This window comes from Clostridium sp. 1001283B150225_161107_B6 (genome assembly GCF_015556325.1).
Lineage (GTDB): Bacteria > Bacillota > Clostridia > Lachnospirales > Lachnospiraceae > Enterocloster.
The window spans coordinates 968,966-987,576 of sequence record NZ_JADNMD010000001.1 but is presented as its reverse complement, the minus strand read 5'-3'; the positions used below and the strand labels follow the sequence as shown (position 1 = coordinate 987,576).

Genomic DNA, 18,611 nt, shown 5'->3' with positions numbered 1-18,611 from the left:
GGGAAAATCGTGGTGGCTGCATGCATAGCTGCTTCAATCCTGAGCTATATATGCATACCATCCGTGAAAGGCATGATTAACAGAATTGTGACTATGTTTGCAACCGGGGACTTTACCGTGGTCAGGGAATTTGTTGCTTCCTATGGAAGCTATGCTGCTGCGGTGTCCTTTGATATTGTAAGCTATGCGGCAGGACTGACATCCATGCCATTTCTGTCATTTTTCATAGCCACGGGTATTGGGCAGCTCCCGGCAACCATTGTGTACTCCTATGTGGGCGGAATGCTGACCGGGGGCGCCAGGTTTTTTGTCACAGGATTAATGATATTATTTGCCTTATCTGCCTTAATTGTCATGATAAGGAAAATATATATAGAAAAACAAGATAATTCAAGGAGGAAGAAATGAAAAAGAAAATCGTAGCATTGGGAATTATGATGGCGCTGTCCGTGACAGCGGCGGCCGGATGCGGTCAGAAAGCAGCAAATGAAACAACAGCCCAGGCAGCGGCAGAGACTTCGGCGGCTGATGCAGCGGATACCACGGCAGCAGAAGCAGCAGGTGCTGAGACAACAGCGGCTGCACAGTCAGATGGCAGCTATCAGTACGTATCCCCCGCAGATGCAGTGGCGGCAGCAAAGGATAAGAGCGCCCATGTGCTGGATGTAAGGGAGTGGGATAACTATGTAAAGGGAAGAGTGGCTGATTCTATCTGGTGCCCTATTTTCCCGCTGGAGGATGATTCGCTGGCAGATGCCATGAGCGCATATGCAAAGGAGAACTTGAGCGACGGACAGAAAATTTATATTATCTGCAACAGCGGCAAGAAAGGTGCTGAGAAGACAACCGGAGTGCTTAAGGAGGCCGGCATTGACGGCTCCCTGATTTATACTGTGGAGGGCGGAGCAAAAGCCCTGGGGTCTGAGAAAGGCGCCCTTACGACCAACCGCGCAGACGAGAACATTGACTGGAAGACTGTTGCAGCAGCAGATGCATTAAAGGAAGTTGGGGGAGACAATGTCCAGATTCTGGATGTGCGTGACAATGATACATATGCAGAAGGCCATTTAAAGGGTTCCCTGCAGTGCCCATTAAAGGAGATTGAGGACCCGGACGCCCAGACTGCCATGTATAAGATGGCAAAAGAGGAGATGGACCCGTCCAAACCTGTATACCTGCTTTGCTACAGCGGCAACAAGTGTGCAAAAACCGGCATTTCTGTCATGAAGGATGCGGGATTCGATGTTGACAATCTGTTCATCATTGAAAATGGCGCAAAGGATAAGGATATCCAGGCTGCATTTGTGACAGAATAGGTTAACCCTTCCGGTGATGTGATTTCCCCCTGCCGTACTGCATAAAATTACGGCAGGGGGAATCGTAACATCACCAGACAGGGTTATTGTTTTTTATAAACAGTATGGATTTCAGGTGCCAGTGACATGCATCGCACGCAGGCGTCTGAAAAACAGACGCTAAGTGTTCATGGCAGGGAGGAGAATATGAAGAGAAGAATCACAGCAGCGATATTGGCAGCCGTAATGATGCTGACTCTGGGAGGGTGTTCGGGCACCGGCCGGACAAAGGATGCCGGCAGCAGTCATGAAGAGAATGCCGGCAGCCAGGTCATTGAAAACATGTCCTTTGATGAGATGAAGGAGGCTGCAAAGGGAACCACGGTCACGTTCTACGGCTGGGGCGGAGATGAAAAGCTGAACCAATGGCTGGACGATGTATTTGCGCCTGGCATGAAGGAAAAGTATGACATTACAATGGAACGCGTTCCTATGGATATTGACCAGGTTTTAAGCCAGCTTACAGGCGAGATACAGGCAGGCGGGAGGGACGGCAGCATTGACATGATTTGGATTAACGGGGAGAATTTCCAGTCGGCAAAGGAAAACAACATGCTGTACGGACCCTTTACAGACAAGCTTCCTAATTTTAATGATTATGTGGATGGAGACAGCGAAGATGTGACCATGGACTTTGCTTATCCAATTGAGGGGTATGAGGCGCCTTACGGAAAGGCCCAGATGGTCATGGTGGCAGACCGGGCGGTGACTCCGGATGTGCCTGAGAGCGCCCAGGCCCTGAAGGAATTCGTGCAGAAATATCCGGGCAGGGTGACCTATCCGGCGCTTCCTGATTTTACAGGCAGCGCATTTGTAAGAAACATTATCTATGAAATCTGCGGCTATGAACCGTTTATGGACATGGAGGCTGACAAGGAGACTGTAAGAGCGGCAGTGGCTCCGGCCATGGAGTACCTAAGGGAACTGAATCCATACCTTTGGAACCAGGGAACCACCTTCCCGGATTCATCCACTACTGTGGACAATATGTTTGCGGACGGGGAGCTGGTGATGAATATGACGTACGGCGCCTATGACGTGGCCCTGAATATTGAGGACGGCAAATACACGCAGACCACGGAAACCTTCCAGTTTGACAAGGGCACCATCGGCAATACCAATTTTATGGCAATTGCAGCCAATTCCGGCAATAAGGCCGGCGCCATGGTGGCAATCAATGAGATGCTGTCACCGGAAATCCAGGCGGACCGCTATGAGAAGCTGAGGGTTATCCCGGTACTGGACAATGAAAAGCTTTCCGATGAACAAAAGGAAGCCTTTGACCAGGTGGACCTGGGTAAGGGAACAATTCCCCAGGATGAACTCCTCTCAAAACGCCTTCCTGAGATGCCTGCACAACTGGTTCCCATCATCGAGGAAATTTGGGCGGAGGATGTAGTGGGCAAATAATGAGAAGGAAACTGACGGGGAGGAAACTGGCGGTAAGGAAACTGACGGTTTTTTTGGGTAGGTGGGGCGTGTGCGTGATTGGAAGGAAAACATTGGGAGGAAATGGAATGAAAAAAATGGTAACACCGTATTTGCTTCTGGTTCCCCAAATCATCCTGTCCCTGCTTTTTATCATTGGATTGGCAACTGGAATCACCCAGAGTCTGGGGGTGATTCCAGCTTTTGGACTAAAGGAACCAACACTAAAATATTACAGGGAAGTATTATCCAGGCCGGAGATGCTTAAATCCGTGCTGTACAGCCTCAGGGTGGCATTTTTGTCCGCAGGGATTGCCACAGCGGCAGGCGTGGGCTTAAGCGCTGTGTGTGTAATGCACAAAAAGACAAAGGGTCTAATGATGCGGGTGATACAGCTTCCCATCATTGTTCCCCATGTGGTGGTGGCCATTTTTATGGTCAATATTTTTTCGCAGAACGGGGTGGTGGCCAGACTTGGTTATGCCCTTGGATTATTGCAGGAACAACAGCAGTTTCCCATGCTTATTTATGATACAAGGGGAGTTGGGGTCATACTGGCATATCTGTGGAAGGAGATTCCGTTCATCATCTATTTTGTCATTGCGCTGATGGCCAATATCAATGAGAAATTGGGGGAAGCAGCCATAAACCTGGGGGCGGACCGCTGGACCGCATTTTGTAAGGTCACCCTGCCTCTGTGTAAGGATGCGGTAATCAGCGGATTCCTGATTATATTTGTATTTTCCCTGGGAGCCTATGAGCTTCCCTTTCTTCTGGGTGCCACCTCCCCTAGGGCTCTTCCGGTGCTGGCATATCAGCAGTATATTCACCCGGATTTGAAAAACCGGCCTTATGCCATGGCGCTTAATGGAATCATCATCCTACTTTCCGTGCTCAGCGCCTGGATTTATTATTTCATCATGCGGAAGAACATGAAGGCGTTAATGGAACAGTAAACCGCGAAGCAGAAGGAGATGGAGCAAAAGGTTATGAAGAAAAGAAAAGCGTTTATTTCAGGTATGATACTGGCCCTGCTGTGTGCAGCCATCCTGATTCCCGCGGCCAGTCTGGTGATATGGGTATTTACAGAACGATGGGCCTGGCCCGGGCTGTTTCCGCAGGTGTTTTCGGACCGGGCAGTCATGGAAATTGTCAGAAGAAAGGGAGAACTGGCCTCCCTCATGACGTCCAGCATCATGATTTCTTCTGTAGTGGCCCTTTTATCGGCCTTTGCCGGGGTATTGACATCCAGGGCCCTTATCCTGTACCGGTTCCGGGGCAGGAATTTGATTTCCTTTTTTGTGGTCCTTCCACTGATGGTTCCGACTACGGTGTTTGCCATGGGGATACAGATTACATTTATCCGGTTGGGGCTTAATAATACTGTGACGGGGGTTATCCTGGCACACCTGATTTATTCCCTGCCCTATGCTGTGCGCCTTATCATGGACGGCACCCAGGCAGCCGGCATTGCACTGGAAGAGCAGGCCAGGGTGCTGGGAGCCAGCTCCTTCCAGGCATTTAGGAGGACTACCCTGCCAATGCTGGTTCCGGTGATACTGTCAGCAGTCAGTATGGCCTATATTGTATCCTTCAGCCAGTATTTTCTGACGCTGCTTCTCGGAGGAGGCAGGATAAAGACCTTTGCGGTTGTGATGGTTCCTTATTTACAGAGCGGCAGCCGGAACATTGCCTGCATTTACAGCATTCTGTTCATGGGCATTACCCTGATGGTATTTGCTGTATTTGAACGGATTGCAGGGCATTGGACAAGACAGATGGTTGGAGGATATTATGAGTCTTAACATAGAAAATCTGACCGTATCACTTCAGAAAAAGGTGATACTGCACGGAATTGACCTGGAAATAAAGGAGGGGGAGTTCGTATCCCTTTTAGGGGAATCCGGATGCGGAAAGACTACCCTGTTAAAATGCATTGCCGGTCTTTTGGAGCAGGAGAGCGGGGATATACGGATACAGGGAACCTCTGTGACGGACTGTCTGCCGGAGAAGCGGGGAACGGTAATCGTGTTCCAGGATTTACGGCTGTTTCCACATATGACGGTGGAGAAAAATATTTCCTTTCCCATGGAACTGAAAAAGGTGCCGAAAAAAGAACAGAGAGAGCGGGTGGGTGAACTCCTGGAAGCAGTGCAGCTTGCGGGATTTGAGAAGAGAAAAATGAAGGAGATGTCGGGCGGACAGATGCAGAGAGTGGCATTGGCCAGGGCATTGGCAGCAAATCCCAGGGTACTTCTTCTGGACGAACCATTTTCAGGTCTGGACGAGAGGCTGCGGACGGAGATGGCGCGGCTGGTAAGGAAACTGCATGAGGAATGGAAAATCACCACCATTCTGGTCACCCATGACAAGGCAGAGGCCCTCCGCATGTCTGACCGCATTGCGCTGATGAGCCACGGGAAGGTCCTGCAGTACGGTACTCCTGAGCAGATGTTTTATCAACCGGAGACAAAAACAGTGGCGGAATATTTTGGCAAGGTGAATTATGTTCCCGGAGAGGTGGTGGGAGGCAGGTTTGTCTGTAATCTGTTTGAGATAAGGTCGGATTTGCCTGACGGGACCTATGATGCCATGATACGCCCGTATTCAGTCCGGCTGCAGGAGGACGGGGAGTTTGAGGTGGAGGAGGTTACCTTTATGGGGGAGATGACAGAGATACGGGTAAGGGTTCCCGGGAAATTTGCTCCCGGAGGGAACATTCTGTGCCAGAGGATGGAAGGTATTGGACTGCAGACAAAATTCCAGGCAGGCATGAAGGCGGGACTGCGCGTGGAACCAGATGGGGTTGTACTGTTCAGGCATGGTACGGCATGAAAGGCATGCGGCGGGAGAGGTATGCGGCGGGAGAGGTATGTACTGGAAGAGGAAGGTACCGGAAGAGACATGTAGCCGGGGACCTGTTCCCGGAGAGACATGTAACGGAAAAACATGTATGAAAGGAAAAGGATGAAGAAAATCATATTTGACTGTGACAATACCTTTGGAACAAAAGACTGCGATGTGGATGACGGGCTGGCCCTGATGTATTTGCTGGGAAGCAGGGACGCCCAATTACTGGGAGTCACTTCCACCTATGGAAATAACAGCCTGGATGTGGTACAGGCAGTGAATCTGCGGATGCTGGGAGAACTGGGACGCCAGGATATTCCTGTAAAAAGAGGCGGGGAGAAACGGGGAGACTACCAGAGCCAGGCAGCTGATTTCCTGGCGGAAATGGCGGACCGCTATCCGGGGGAATTATCGGTTCTCGCCACCGGCTCCCTGACAAACCTGAGAGGCGCATATGAGAGGGACCGGCATTTCTTTGAGAAGGTAAAAGAGATTGTCCTGATGGGCGGAATCACGGCTCCTCTTGTATTTGAAAAAAAGGTAATGGATGAGCTTAATTTTTCCTGTGACCCTCCGGCGTCTTGGACCGTACTCACAAAGGGAATAAATGTTTCCGTGATGACAGGCAATAATTGTCTGAAAGCTTTATTTACAAAACAGGAATACAGGGAACGGTTCTCGGATAAGGGAAACAGGGCGGCAGCGTATATCATGGAAAAAACAGATTACTGGTTCGGATACAATGAAGATGATTACGGCATCCGGGGATTTTATAACTGGGATGTGACGGCTGCTGTCTATCTCATGCATCCGGAGCTGTTTGCAGATGAAGTGAAACACCTCCGGCTGTCAGAGCAGGATTTGGAGACCGGGTATCTGAGGATGGATACAGATGTGGTTCCAAACCGGATGGCAGAAGGGAGGGCAGACAGGCCGGCAGAAGGGACGGCAGGAGAAAGATGCACCTGTAATCTGCCGGTCATTGGGGATGTGAGGGCGTTTAAGGACAACATCTATGAGACATGGCTGAGTGTTACTGGGATACTGACCGGCACCGGAAAGAGTATGAAATAAGGATGAAAGCCAGAGGAGGGATTCCCGGAATGGGGGACAGGGGCTGTGTTTTTTGTGGGGCGGGGTGGATATCCGCTGAAAAAAGAAAAGTGGCATGCTGCAGGTGACTGATTCCGGCATATAAGAAGGGCCGCATTGTCTTGAATGCGGCCTTTGCCTGAATGTACGTCGAAGTTTAGCTGAGTTGGCATGAACGTGAAATTAAGGACGTACCAAACATTTGGCAGCTGTCATACGCTCTACAATCTCATACATATTGGTGACGCTTCCCACCTGTAGCTTCTCGCCCAAACCATAGAAGTTAAGGCAGGTTCCGCAGGTAAGAATCTCCACTCCCTGGGATTCCAGGGATTTTAAATCCTCCAGGTTATCGGAGCCTTCGCAGGAAAGGTGGGCGCCGCTGTTATACAGAAGCACGGTTTCCGGCAGGGCATCCTGCTGTGTAAGTGCGTAGACAAAACCCTTCATCAGGGCCTTTCCCAATTCCGGATCTCCGTGTCCCATCAGGTTGGAGGAAAGAACCACTACCATACCCTTCCTGCGGCTGTCGGGCCGGCAGGCAATCGGTTCATCATCGGTATCAGCCGCAGCATCTGAGCCGGAAGCAGCGTTTGCTCCTTCGCTTACAACAATTTTAACAGCGAATTCATTATCGCTTATTTTCTCGGAAACAGCTGCAAGGCCCTTGCTTGCTGCCATCTTGCTCAGGTTCTGGACCGCTATCTCGTTGTCCACCAATACCTCAACTGTCTCACCTGGATTACAGGATTCCAATGCTTTCTTAGTGTCAATGACAGGCTTTGGGCACTGTTTTCCGCGTTCATCTAATTTCATGTTTCGTATCCTCCTTAAGCATGTATCTGATTCTTCCTGTTCCCCGGAAGTGTGCTTTGAAATTATCATCACATGCCTCTAATTATAGCAGGTTTGTGATGGTATGCAAACGCTTTTACCCCTTTAGGCAGCTGGCATTTATTTTTTCTATACATAAGCACATTGCTATATTTATTATCGATACAGGCAAGGGGTCCGCGGCGGATGCCCTGAACAGGCTAAATGCGGCTGCGGTTCTACTGATAGACGAGCCGGCTGCCTGTGTGATTGTGACAGGACAGTCTGATGAAATGATAAGACGTTACGTCTGTTGTGTATCTGCGCGTATATTATGCAGGAGCAGTGCCGCAGCTCTCGCGTTCCACCACATGGCAGGGCAGGACGATTTTCATGGGAAGGTGATGGCCTCCTTCAATTCTGTCAATCAGGATTTTTGCAGTCATACGTCCCATTTCAGCTAAGGGAAAGTGAACCGTGGTCAGCATTGGGTCCAGATATCTGCCCACATTGATATCGTCCATACTGATGACGGAGATATCCCCGGGAATAAAAAGCCCGGATTCCCTGACTGCCCGCATGACACCGATAGCAATAACATCATTGGAGCAGAAACATGCCGTTGCATCCAGTCCGGATTTCAGCAGCTCCCCGGCACCCAGGTACCCGCCTTCCATGGAAATAGGGACATGTCTGATACGGGATTCATGACAGGGAAGGCCATGCTTTTTCAGAGCAGCGCAGTATCCAAGAAAAGGGCTGCTGTATTCACTGCCACCGATGTAGGCAATCCGTTTATGGCCTGATTTGACCAGGCTGTCAACTGCATCAGATGCAGCTTTCTGCCCGTCGCAGACAATCTGGTCTATGGGTGATTCCAGATATTGGAATCCTGTGTAGATGAAATGGAGGGCAGGCCAATCAGGAAGGCGGCAAAGATATTGCCCTTCTGGGACCCCGTCCGTATGGCTGCTGCCAATGATGGCGATTCCGTCCATGTTGGAATCTGCCGTCATGTCGGAAAACAGGGGAGGGCAGCTGGCAGTGGATGCCAGGGGAGGGAGGCTGGCAGTGGATGCCAAAGGAGGGAGGCCTGCAGTGGATGTCAAAGCAGAGAGGCCGGCAATGGAAGACAGACTGTATTTCAGGCTGTAACCATGTAACCGGGATTCCTCCTCCATGCCTCTTATCAGTAAAGAGCGGGACTGTTCACTGCCAATGCCGGCTGTCTGGGTAAACAGGCATGCAATGGAATGGCAGGGAGTCTGATTCTCCCGGATGGAATGCATTTTTAAGCTCCGGGCATGGGCGTTTGGAATATAGCCGGTTCTCTTTGCGATTTCTAGTATCCGTTGCCGGACCTCCTTGCCTGCGGGGCACTTTCCGTTTTGATTGATTACGCGGGAAACCGTGGATACGGAGACCCCGGCTTCAGCAGCGATTTCCTTAAGCGTCATGGACACTGCCTCCAGGTGCGGCTAAATGCCAGCAAAGACACAGGTTGATTCATAATAACCTCCAGGAATATAAAAAACGCCGGAAGAAACAGACTGTTTCAACAGTCCCATGCGTCTTCAAGGCGTTTTATCTATTATAGTTTGATTTTACTGTATTTGTATCGAATCCTCAAATGTGTATCAGATTCTTAAGCGGGCTTCTCTTGGAGAAGAACAGTGTCTTCGTGACAATGATTGATTTAAGTATATAGAGCCTTAATTTATTTGTCAATAGGAAGACAGCGGTTTATATTCTATGGTTTAGCGCAGGTCAGTTGTTCTCCAGTTTGTCAAGAGCCTGGGCAATGTTGAATGCATGGTCGCCGATGCGCTCATAATCGGTCAGGATTTCTGAGTACAGGATGGATGTTTCCACATGGCATTGCCCGTTTCTCATGCGTTCGATTTGGTTGGAACGATATCGGGCAGTCCGGCGGTCAATGTCTTGTTCCAGAAGCAGGGCCTGCTCCAGGAGGGAGGCATGTTCCGGCATGGAAGGCTGTTCCGGTATGGAAGGCTGTTCCAGACGGAAGTCATGTTCCGCCATGGAAGAATATTCCGGCAGGCAGCCTGAATCAATGCGGTAGGCACTGCAGACCAGGTGTATGGCGCGCATGCAGGAGGTTCTCATATCCGTCAGCTCAAGAGATGCCTGGGAAGACAGCTCCATCCTGCGTTCCATCATGGTCTGTGCGTAGCCTGCAATGTTGACTGCATGGTCGCCAATGCGCTCCACATTTCCAATGATGGAGAACATGCGGTTGAGCGCTTTCACTTCGGACGGGGAATTTTCCACAGCAAGGACCCTGGAAATCTTTCTGGATAACTGGGCATTGTACAGGTCAATTTCTTCTTCGCGCAGCTGAAGCTGTTCCAATTCCTCCCCATTCTTTTGTTCAAAAGCCAGGAAACTGGCTTCAACATTGGCAGCAGCCAGTGCAAGCATCTGCGCGATGTCCCCGTTAAGCTGTTTTCTTGCTATGACAGATACGCCAAGTACGTGTTCGGAAGCCAGCAAATCTTCAAACCAGCGCTCCTCATCTGTTGTCTCCAGCGGTTTGTCGGGCAGAAGTTTTTCGGAAATTCTGGCAAGCTGTGTGCCAAAGGGCAGTAAAAGCAGAGTGGTAACGATGTTGAACAGCGTATGAACATTGGCAATCTGCGCCGCGGGATTATCTGGTGTAAAGGTGGCCATCCAGTGGGTAAAGGGAGACGCCAGACAGACCAGGGTAAAGACCGTTGTACCCAAGATGTTAAATATCAAATGAATCAGGGTGGTCCGTTTAGCATCGCGGTTGGCTCCGATGGACGCCAGGACAGCCGTGATACAGGTACCGATATTTTGTCCAAACAGAACAAAGACCGCGCTGTCCAGCCCGATTAACCCGCTTACAGCCAGGGCCTGGAGAATACCGACGGATGCAGAGGAAGACTGGATGATAGCGGTAAAGGCAGCTCCGGCCAGTATCCCCAGAAGCGGATTGGAGAATTTTGTCATCAGATTGACAAAATGAGGGGATTCACGCAGCGGTATCATGGCGGCGCTCATCATTCCCATGCCAAGGAAAAGGATACCCAGGCCAGCCACAATACCTCCGGCAAACTGGACTTTTTTCTGTTTTACAAAAAGAATCAGGGCAACACCTGTAAATGCAATGAGCGGTGCAATGGCACCAATGTCCAAGGCTATGAGCTGCCCGGTTACAGTGGTGCCAATATTGGCGCCCATGATAATCCAGACAGCCTGTTTCAGTGTCATGAGCTGGGAATTTACAAAGCCCACCACCATGACGGTTGTGGCGGATGAGGACTGGATGATTGCAGTGATTCCGGCTCCCACCAACACACCTAAAAACCGGTTGGCAGTCAGACGCTCCAGTATCTGCTTCATGCGGCTGCCGGCCGCGGCCTCCAGATTGGTGCTCATCATCTGCATGCCATACAGAAATAATGCCAGTCCTCCTAACAGACTGAAAAACGAATGAATACTCACAATGATTCCTCCTTTACTTGTTTGGCAGTATTATGCCAAAAGAAAAAGGCATTGCCCGCATCCGTGTGTATGAATGCAGGTCATGCCTTTTTGAACATATGAAGTATGATTACGGTAAAAACTTGGTCATCGTCGTAGACGGTGGCGTCCATATGTATGTCATTTCCCTTCCGATGTATGTGTAAAATGGTGTATATGAAAATATCCTGTCCTGTTGGAATTATATGAGGATAAGGGAGCAATGTCAACGGGATGGGCGGAATATTAACAATACTTTAATGCCAGACGGTTTTCAGAATGGTAGGATTTGCATGAGAAATAGGGTGAAAATGGTAGGTTTTATGCGGGTTTTCGGTGTTTTTGAAAATTTCATTTCCTACCGCGTTCTACCATGTTATTGGGGGCTATTGGTCACAATAAAGTCACAAATTAATCTCAATCTTTTCAATCTCTTTGCGCAGGTCTTCCAGCTCACGGTGACCATAAACCTTGTTAGTGATGTCCTCTTTAAATGAGTGCCCCATCATCCGTTTTCGGTCGTTTTCTTTTACCTCATACATCTCACACAACATAGAGCACGTGTGCCGACAGTCATGTGGTGTATGTTTGGGGTCACCTGGGATTCCCAGTTGGGTTAGCAGTTCATCCATTTGGTTTCTGAAATCTTTGTCGCTGCACGGGAGAAGCTTTCCATACTTGCTCATCCGGTGTTCAACCAAAGGGAGAATACCGGAATGAATTGGTACAATACGTCCTTTACCGGCCTCCGTTTTTATTCCGCCCTTAAAATACTTTTTTTGCATATTTACCTCAAGGCTAATGTATTCTGATATACGCCATCCGGAATAGCACATGATGAGAAGCATCTCTGCAGTTTCGTGTGTTTTGTTATCCCACAAGATTTTCAGGTCTGCATCTGAGAATGGCACACCATGTTCATCATCGTCATCCCTTTTGATTTTAACATACCGGCTATAGTCCTTGTCGCACCATCCCTGACTGTCAGCGTATTTATACATCTGCCTGTACAGATTCCTAATAAGTTCCAGGCTGGCATATTTTAGATTACACGCATCCAGATTATCCTGCAGGTCTTTTGCGCGTAGGGAGTTAAATATTTTATCATAGAGGGATACACAGTTTTTGTACGCGGCCTTGATTGAATATTTGGTTGAGGCGGAGTATTTATTGCCTTCGGAAAATTTATCGGCATAGAAGGCTTCATAGACCTCTGAGAAAGTCTTTTCCGGCTCATCCGGTTCGATTCCTTTGACGCGGTTGTAATCTGCCAGGAGTTTCCCTGTCAGCTCGTCGAGCTGCTTGGTATCATCCGGGAGCAGCAGTGTGGCCTCCATACCAGGAGTATAGGTACCGGCCTTGTAGGATGTGAGGACAATGAACCCTTTTATCCAGTCATCCACATAGCAGAGGGCCGGAGGCCGCTTTCCGTCAATGTCTGCCGGCGGATGGACGGCATAGGGGTTTTTGCGGCTCTTGCCCAGGTAGCGGATGGAGCCGTAGCCGTTGGGGAGCCGGGGGTGTTTTCTGCGTCTTGGCATGATATCAGTCCTTTCCTGTTGCGATATCGCAACCGATTTTGGGTATAAAAAATACGCCCCTTGCCAGGACGCTTCAGGAATGATATAATTTACTTGCTTAAGGTAATTAATTATATCTTCCGGAACGGTCCGGTAAGAGAAAACTATGTGAGGGCGGTTCCTGCTGGTAACAGGGCCGCTTTTCACATTTGACTTATTCGGTATATTTGATATACTATACTTAACAAGACAGCCGGAAGGTGAATGCACCTCACCTGCTCCGGCGAACATCTTACTAAAAAATAGTCGTCAGCTTTGCTAGGGCAGGACGGCTATTTTTTATGGGTATAAGTCAGTATTGCAACAATGAGTAACGCCACTGATGTAATCAACTGCAATTCTTCGTATGTACTCATAAGGCGTCATCCCTTTCTCCAAGACTCAGAACGGGATGGGAGCACGTCCCCCGGCTGCCCGGGTAAATATATTATATTTTCAAGGTGGTAAGCCCCAGGAGAGTGGGAGTTCGTAGTCCTGGGGCTTTTTGCTATTATTAAGCAGACTGTTCTTGATTTAATATTGCCAATGTTTCATTATATTCCTTAGCAACAGGTATACGAGTAAAAACTACAGTATTATTATAGTTGTCTTTAACAACAGCCTCTATTTCATCAAGTGAAACTCTGAAAAATTCCTTGCGCAAATCCACTCGGTTTACACTCTGTTTTTCAAATGTTTGATGAAGTGCTGTTTCTAATGCAGGTGCATCATCAGAAAAAATCATTGCATGTACATCGAATTCAAATGGAACAGAGGCACTACCTAGTTCTTTAATCCTATCCATTGGTTCCACCCTTCTTGTCATTCCGATTTTATATATATTTTCTCCAAAGGAGCCAATATTAGAGATTATGTATACATAACCTGCGCGGGCATTAGCCTCTCTTTCAAGAACAGTGGCCTTATCTGCTTCTAATTGCTTTAACTTATCTTCCAATTCTTTGATTTTATCTATATAAAGCTGCTTCTCAACATCATTTTGTGTTTTTTGCATATAGCCTATTAACTTATTAATTTCATTTGAGCATTGGGCCTGGTCTTTTTCAAGTTTGGCTTTTTGACGTTCTATTTCTCTCCGGACTTTTTCTTCCTCAACCATCTGTTCCTTGATTGCTTTTTGTTGTTCGCGTTCCTGTTCCTTTTTTTGTTCATAGGTATGTACGAGATTAAGCTCTTCCAATTTATACTCCAAAAGCTTTGGGGTCATTTGTATACCATCAATTGCAAATATCTTATTTAATGAATCAAAGGATTTTGTGATTTTGCTTCGTACAGAATCAATATTTTTGACAGATAGATTCAATAGGGCATTATCACACTCAGAGTTAAAGCATCTTAGTATTTGCTTTGTATTATCATTAATCTCTTTCTTGTACTCACCCAGGCTATCCTGGACCGATTGGCCCGGGAGAACCCAGGTACATACACATCAACTTATAAGGCTAAGGTGGCCAGGTACATAGGCCAGCGCTGCACGGACTGCTCTGGCCTCATCAGCTGGTACACCGGGTGCATCCGCGGCAGCTACAACTACCATGACACAGCCACACAACGGGTTGGCATTGACCATATGGACGAGTCCATGATAGGCTGGGCACTCTGGAAGCCAGGGCATATCGGGGTATACATAGGTGATGGATACTGCATTGAGGCCAAAGGCATCAATTATGGGACCATCAAGTCCAGAGTGACCGCCACACCCTGGCAGAAGGTATTGAAGCTCTGCGACATCGATTATACTCCAATCCCGCTGACATACACCCAGGGTTTCCTGCCGGCGGCAGACGGAAAGCGCTGGTGGTATCAGTTCGCAGACAGCAGCTATGCGGCCAACGGCTGGTACTGGCTCCGGGAGGCCACGGATGGAACCTGTGGTTGGTATCTGTTTGACAGCGAGGGCTACATGCTGACCGGCTACCAGACGGACCCCGCCGGCGAGGCCTTCCTGCTCTGCCCGGTTAAGGGCTCTGACGAGGGAAAATGTATGATTACGGATGCCAGGGGCGTACTCCGGATTGCCGAAGAGTATGACATGGTCAATCGCCGATATGTGTTTGAGTGGTAGATTTCGGAAGGGCGCTGCAATAGCGCCCTGACTTGCTTAATCGTAATAGTGTTTCACAACGTAATGAGAGAGCGCATCTATGAAGGCTCCATTCCGGGGTTTCTGTTCCAGCTCGAAGCCGAAGACCTGATTCAGCAGTTCTCTGTTTCCGTGCAGCCAAATGGTACTGATGATGGTACGGATATTCCGTTCCACACATTTAATAGATGTCTGGTAGTGAGCGGCTATCTCCACATAGAGCCCTTTGGAAATGTAGGTTAGAAGGTGTGGGTCATGGATAGTACTGATGATGCCGTGAATTGTGTAACCGAATCCCACATAGGAGTTGTTTACACCTAAGCGCCGGAGCAGGTCACTGGTTTCTCTTTCATATTTCATACTGATTCCTCCTTGGTTTTTGATACTGATTTAACGGTATATGCAAGGAGGGGCATTATCAAGTGGAAAATAGACGACAAAAAGCAACAGAAGATGTCGTAAAATGCGAATAAACGGACCATAAATGGTATTATTCACCAGAACAATCCCCGTTTTGAAAGGCATACAATGGCCTTGGAAGGAGGCGCATAAAGATGGATGGAAAGCGGAACGATGAACCGCCAGAACCGGCAGAAAGGTACTCGGATGAAGAACTGCTAAAAGAATCTGAAGCAGTCAAACGCATGACCGTCCCCTTACCCATCCCGGACCCGAAGCCGGATGAACTTGAGACCATCCGGAAACGGATTCAGGATGAGAAGGAGAAAGAAGAGAAGTAGAAATGGGCGGGTGCCGATTGTCGGACCCGCCAAACTTCATGCTATTTTCTACCTGCATATATTACTCTATTAGACACAGTAAAGTCACAAAAATGCAAAAAAACAACGTAAAAATGTACTTTTTGACCCCGTAATATTAACAATACCTTAATACCGGCCAAACACGTCATCCTACCGAATCAAGTATTCGGAGAAGATATTCAAGGCGTGGAATACTTCAGTATATCTTCCAGAGAAATCTCCAGGTGTTCAATCATGAGATTATAACCCAGCTGGGTATCCCGTTTATGGAAGGCGTCTATGATTTTTGCATGCGGCGCAACTGCGTTTCCCATAATTTTATCCACTGCAAAAGCTTTGGAGCGGTAACTGCGGAAACATTCGGTAATATTCTGGCTAATGCGAATCATCAGCTGGTTATCTGTAAATTCCATGATTTGATTGTGAAAAAGTTCATCAAAGGAGAGCAGCTTGACTGTATTTTTGTCTTTGAGAGCCTGTTGAAAAAGAAAATGTGTTTTTTCTAATGACTCAATATCTGAATCAGTTGCCCTTGGAATAGCCAGGCGTACTGCCATGGGTTCTATGGCCATACGCACTTCCATGAATTCAATCATATTTCTGCCATTTTCACGAAACCATTCCAGCGCCATTTCGTTTGAATCATTTTTTCTGTACTTGTCACTTAAAAAAATGCCCTTACCCTGAATCGCAGTTACGTAATCCATTGCTTTTAACATTCGGTAAGCTTCGCGGGCAGTGGAGCGGCCGATTCCCATCATTTCACAGACTTCTTTTTCTGTAGGCAGTTTGTCGCCTGGCTGCAGACTGTTTTCTGTTATGTAATTTTGAAGATTCTGAATTGCCTGGTCCACAACAGATATCCGTGCAATACTTTTCAGAGGTTTATTCATTCGATTCCCCTTCTTTGTTTATATTCTTTCAGTCATTCCCTTGCCGGTTGGTTTATATTTTATCAACGTTTATCAGAATTTACAAGTGCAATTGCCGAAATGGAGGGGCATATTTATATTTCTGTAAACTTCAGCTCCTCCAGCATATCTGACATGGACCGGGATTCTGCCTCGGATAACGGCTCCAGCGGAGCATATGTAGATGCATCGGACAGTATTTTGCGGTATTTGAGGGCAGCTTTATAGCGGGCTATATTATGGTCATTGCTTAAAATTTGGTTCAATTGGTTGGTTTTTCGCTGCAGGGAAACGGCAGTTGGAATATCTCCCCGTTCCAGGGCATTCCATATTGCAACATAATGTTCGGGAATCACCTGGGCGTTACCGGAAACAGTACCGGCGCCTCCGGTCAGAACCGTAGCGCAGAACAGTTCATCAGGACCGCACAAGACTGAAAAGCTGCCGCTGCGTATGGTCATGAATTCCTGTATGCGGGACATATTGGGATAACTGTATTTGATGCCTGCTATATTCGGACATGTTTCAGCTAACTCTTCTGCCAAAGCAGGGGTGATGTCATTGACAGCACACTGAGGTATGGCATAAAGATAGACAGGGAAGTCGGAAGGAACACTCCGGCAGACGGATTGATAATAGCTGACCAATTCCCGGTCAGACAGTTTATAGAAGACGGGAGTAACCACACCAATGCCATCAGCACCTATATCAACAGCATGTTTAGCTAACGTTATGGTATCAGCCTGGTTAACAGCACCGGCTTGTATATATACAACGGCCCGTCCGGCGGTCTGGCGAACCACTGTTTCAGCAAGAACCTTTCTGTCCTCCATTCCCATAAGCATCATTTCACCTGTGGTTCCGCCTGGATAGAGACAATGGATACCCTTTTCAATCAGGAAATCTGTCAGATGTTCCAGGCTTGAAATATCCAGGGTTCTTTCTTTCGTAAGAGGAGTTACCAGTGGAACCGTTACACCATATAACAGACGCATTATAATGAACCATCCTTTCCGAATAAGCTGAACTGACAATATGAAAGCAGTTATATTGGATATAGCATATCATGTTGTCTGACAACATGTCAATACTAAAAAATGAAGAACATGGAAATCTCTGTTTACTCTAAAAATCAGTCATAATTATATAATATATGCACAAAAATATACTTAAATATTAAAAACTATTGACATATATTGAAAAAATAGTTATCATGTTATCAGACAACATGATAACAGCAGAATAAATAAAATTTATAATCAATATTGAAAGAGCAAAGGAGAACATCAAATGACAAGAAATGAATTTACGCAGAAGTATGGACAGATTTTATGCCCCCTGGTAACGCCGTATGATGCCAATGAGGAGGTGAATTACAAGGCTTACGAAGATTTAATCGAATATCTGATACAAAATGACCTCTGTGATTCCTTAATCGTGACCGGGACAACGGGAGAGGCGTCCCTGCTTACATTTGATGAGAGAGTCAGGCTGATGGAAACAGCCCTTAAGGCTTCAGCCGGCAGAAAACCTGTTATAGCAGGCACTGGATGCGCATCCACAAAGGAAACCATTGCCCTTACAAAAAAAGCCGAGGATTTAGGAATCGAGCTTTGTATGGTGGTTGCTCCTTATTATAACAAGCCTACTCAGGAGGGTATTTACCGTCACTACAAGGCAGTTGCCGATAGCGTAAATATTAATATCCTCCTCTACAATATTCCGATTTTTGTAGGGGTAAACGTGGATGCCTCCACTGTGAGGGAACTTTCAAAAATCGGGAATATCATTGGAATCAAAGATGAAGCCGGTATTAACCCCACTCAGATTACAGACTTTATATTGGCAACCGAAGATATTAACCCGGAATTTGTAATCTTCAATGGAGATGATATCATGCTTCTTCCTACGGTAGTGCAGGGGGCCATGGGCGTGGTCAGCGGCGGTGCCCATATCTTCGGACATGAAATCAGGACTATTTTAAAAGCATTTGCAGAGGGGGACCATAATAAGGCAAAGGAATTGTTCGTACCGCTGTACAGATTCTGCAAGGCATGCGGACAAAACGGAAGAATTCTTCCCAATTCTATTATGAGACCGGCTATTGAAATGGTAACAGGAATTCCTGTTGGACCGTGCAGAGGTCCGCTGGCGCCGATTACTGAGGATGAGAAAAAAATTCTGGTGGATACCATGAAGTCCATCGGAATTAAAATAAACGGATAACCAAC

Annotated in this window: 17 protein-coding genes and 2 pseudogenes; 10 read left to right on the top strand and 9 right to left on the bottom strand. The window is 47.6% G+C overall.

The features are described from left to right. Nucleotides 1-162 precede the first annotated feature (162 nt). The 7 genes and pseudogenes from I2H39_RS29600 to I2H39_RS04395 all read left to right on the top strand — a co-directional run. Nucleotides 163-408, top strand: a pseudogene (locus I2H39_RS29600) (VTT domain-containing protein); the annotation flags it as partial. Further along, nucleotides 405-1,316 carry a rhodanese-like domain-containing protein gene (locus I2H39_RS04420; protein ID WP_195625870.1) on the top strand — a complete coding sequence of 304 codons (912 nt, stop codon included), beginning with the start codon at nt 405-407 and terminating at the stop codon, nt 1,314-1,316. The pseudogene I2H39_RS29600 and the gene I2H39_RS04420, both read left to right, overlap by 4 nt. Before the next feature lie 186 nt (nt 1,317-1,502). Further along, nucleotides 1,503-2,765: an ABC transporter substrate-binding protein gene (locus I2H39_RS04415; protein ID WP_195625869.1), complete on the top strand. Its 1,263-nt coding sequence runs from the start codon at nt 1,503-1,505 to the stop codon at nt 2,763-2,765. 107 nt (nt 2,766-2,872) lie between these two features. Next, nucleotides 2,873-3,739 (top strand): ABC transporter permease subunit, encoded by an 867-nt coding sequence (locus I2H39_RS04410; RefSeq protein WP_195625868.1) that lies wholly within the window; start codon nt 2,873-2,875, stop codon nt 3,737-3,739. Between the two features lie 33 nt (nt 3,740-3,772). Next, nucleotides 3,773-4,588: an ABC transporter permease subunit gene (locus tag I2H39_RS04405; RefSeq protein WP_330640985.1), complete on the top strand. Its 816-nt coding sequence runs from the start codon at nt 3,773-3,775 to the stop codon at nt 4,586-4,588. Further along, a complete protein-coding gene (locus I2H39_RS04400) occupies nt 4,578-5,618 on the top strand; it encodes an ABC transporter ATP-binding protein (RefSeq protein WP_138305872.1) in 1,041 nt (346 codons plus the stop codon). Before I2H39_RS04405 ends, I2H39_RS04400 begins: the two co-directional genes overlap by 11 nt. A gap of 132 nt (nt 5,619-5,750) precedes the next feature. Next, nucleotides 5,751-6,707, top strand: a complete 957-nt coding sequence (locus tag I2H39_RS04395; protein ID WP_195625866.1) for a nucleoside hydrolase — start codon at nt 5,751-5,753, stop codon at nt 6,705-6,707. Between the two features lie 201 nt (nt 6,708-6,908). Here I2H39_RS04395 and yedF read toward each other — a convergent pair whose 3' ends face one another. From yedF to I2H39_RS29045, 6 genes and pseudogenes are all read right to left on the bottom strand, one after another. Further along, entirely contained in the window at nt 6,909-7,541 is a 633-nt protein-coding gene (gene yedF, locus I2H39_RS04390; protein ID WP_138305874.1) for a sulfurtransferase-like selenium metabolism protein YedF, read from the bottom strand. Between the two features lie 329 nt (nt 7,542-7,870). Beyond that, on the bottom strand, nt 7,871-8,995 hold the full coding sequence (locus I2H39_RS04385; protein ID WP_138305875.1) for a LacI family DNA-binding transcriptional regulator: 1,125 nt from the start codon (nt 8,993-8,995) through the stop codon (nt 7,871-7,873). A gap of 310 nt (nt 8,996-9,305) precedes the next feature. Further along, a complete protein-coding gene (locus I2H39_RS04380) occupies nt 9,306-11,027 on the bottom strand; it encodes a Na/Pi cotransporter family protein (protein ID WP_138305876.1) in 1,722 nt (573 codons plus the stop codon). Between the two features lie 422 nt (nt 11,028-11,449). Continuing rightward, nucleotides 11,450-12,856, bottom strand: a complete 1,407-nt coding sequence (locus I2H39_RS29050; RefSeq protein WP_330640984.1) for a tyrosine-type recombinase/integrase — start codon at nt 12,854-12,856, stop codon at nt 11,450-11,452. 262 nt (nt 12,857-13,118) lie between these two features. Beyond that, nucleotides 13,119-13,805: a GIY-YIG nuclease family protein gene (locus I2H39_RS04365; protein WP_227146167.1), complete on the bottom strand. Its 687-nt coding sequence runs from the start codon at nt 13,803-13,805 to the stop codon at nt 13,119-13,121. A gap of 60 nt (nt 13,806-13,865) precedes the next feature. After that, nucleotides 13,866-13,928, bottom strand: a pseudogene (locus I2H39_RS29045) (hypothetical protein); the annotation flags it as partial. Between the two features lie 39 nt (nt 13,929-13,967). Here I2H39_RS29045 and I2H39_RS04360 point away from each other — a divergent pair. Further along, nucleotides 13,968-14,690 (top strand): hypothetical protein, encoded by a 723-nt coding sequence (locus I2H39_RS04360; RefSeq protein WP_240305528.1) that lies wholly within the window; start codon nt 13,968-13,970, stop codon nt 14,688-14,690. A 36-nt stretch (nt 14,691-14,726) separates the two neighbouring features. Here the strand turns inward: I2H39_RS04360 and I2H39_RS04355 are convergent, their stop codons facing one another. Beyond that, nucleotides 14,727-15,068 carry a sporulation initiation factor Spo0A C-terminal domain-containing protein gene (locus I2H39_RS04355; RefSeq protein ID WP_178332119.1) on the bottom strand — a complete coding sequence of 114 codons (342 nt, stop codon included), beginning with the start codon at nt 15,066-15,068 and terminating at the stop codon, nt 14,727-14,729. Nucleotides 15,069-15,262: 194 nt separating this feature from the next. Between I2H39_RS04355 and I2H39_RS04350 the strand changes: the two genes are divergently transcribed. Next, a complete protein-coding gene (locus tag I2H39_RS04350) occupies nt 15,263-15,448 on the top strand; it encodes a hypothetical protein (RefSeq protein WP_138305880.1) in 186 nt (61 codons plus the stop codon). Nucleotides 15,449-15,648: 200 nt separating this feature from the next. Here I2H39_RS04350 and I2H39_RS04345 read toward each other — a convergent pair whose 3' ends face one another. Continuing rightward, nucleotides 15,649-16,362 carry an FCD domain-containing protein gene (locus I2H39_RS04345; protein WP_138305881.1) on the bottom strand — a complete coding sequence of 238 codons (714 nt, stop codon included), beginning with the start codon at nt 16,360-16,362 and terminating at the stop codon, nt 15,649-15,651. Between the two features lie 113 nt (nt 16,363-16,475). Beyond that, a complete protein-coding gene (locus I2H39_RS04340; protein WP_195625865.1) occupies nt 16,476-17,375 on the bottom strand; it encodes a dihydrodipicolinate synthase family protein in 900 nt (299 codons plus the stop codon). 295 nt (nt 17,376-17,670) lie between these two features. Here I2H39_RS04340 and dapA point away from each other — a divergent pair, with 295 nt between their 5' ends. After that, nucleotides 17,671-18,606 carry a 4-hydroxy-tetrahydrodipicolinate synthase gene (dapA, locus tag I2H39_RS04335; protein WP_195625864.1) on the top strand — a complete coding sequence of 312 codons (936 nt, stop codon included), beginning with the start codon at nt 17,671-17,673 and terminating at the stop codon, nt 18,604-18,606. Nucleotides 18,607-18,611: the final 5 nt, after the last annotated feature.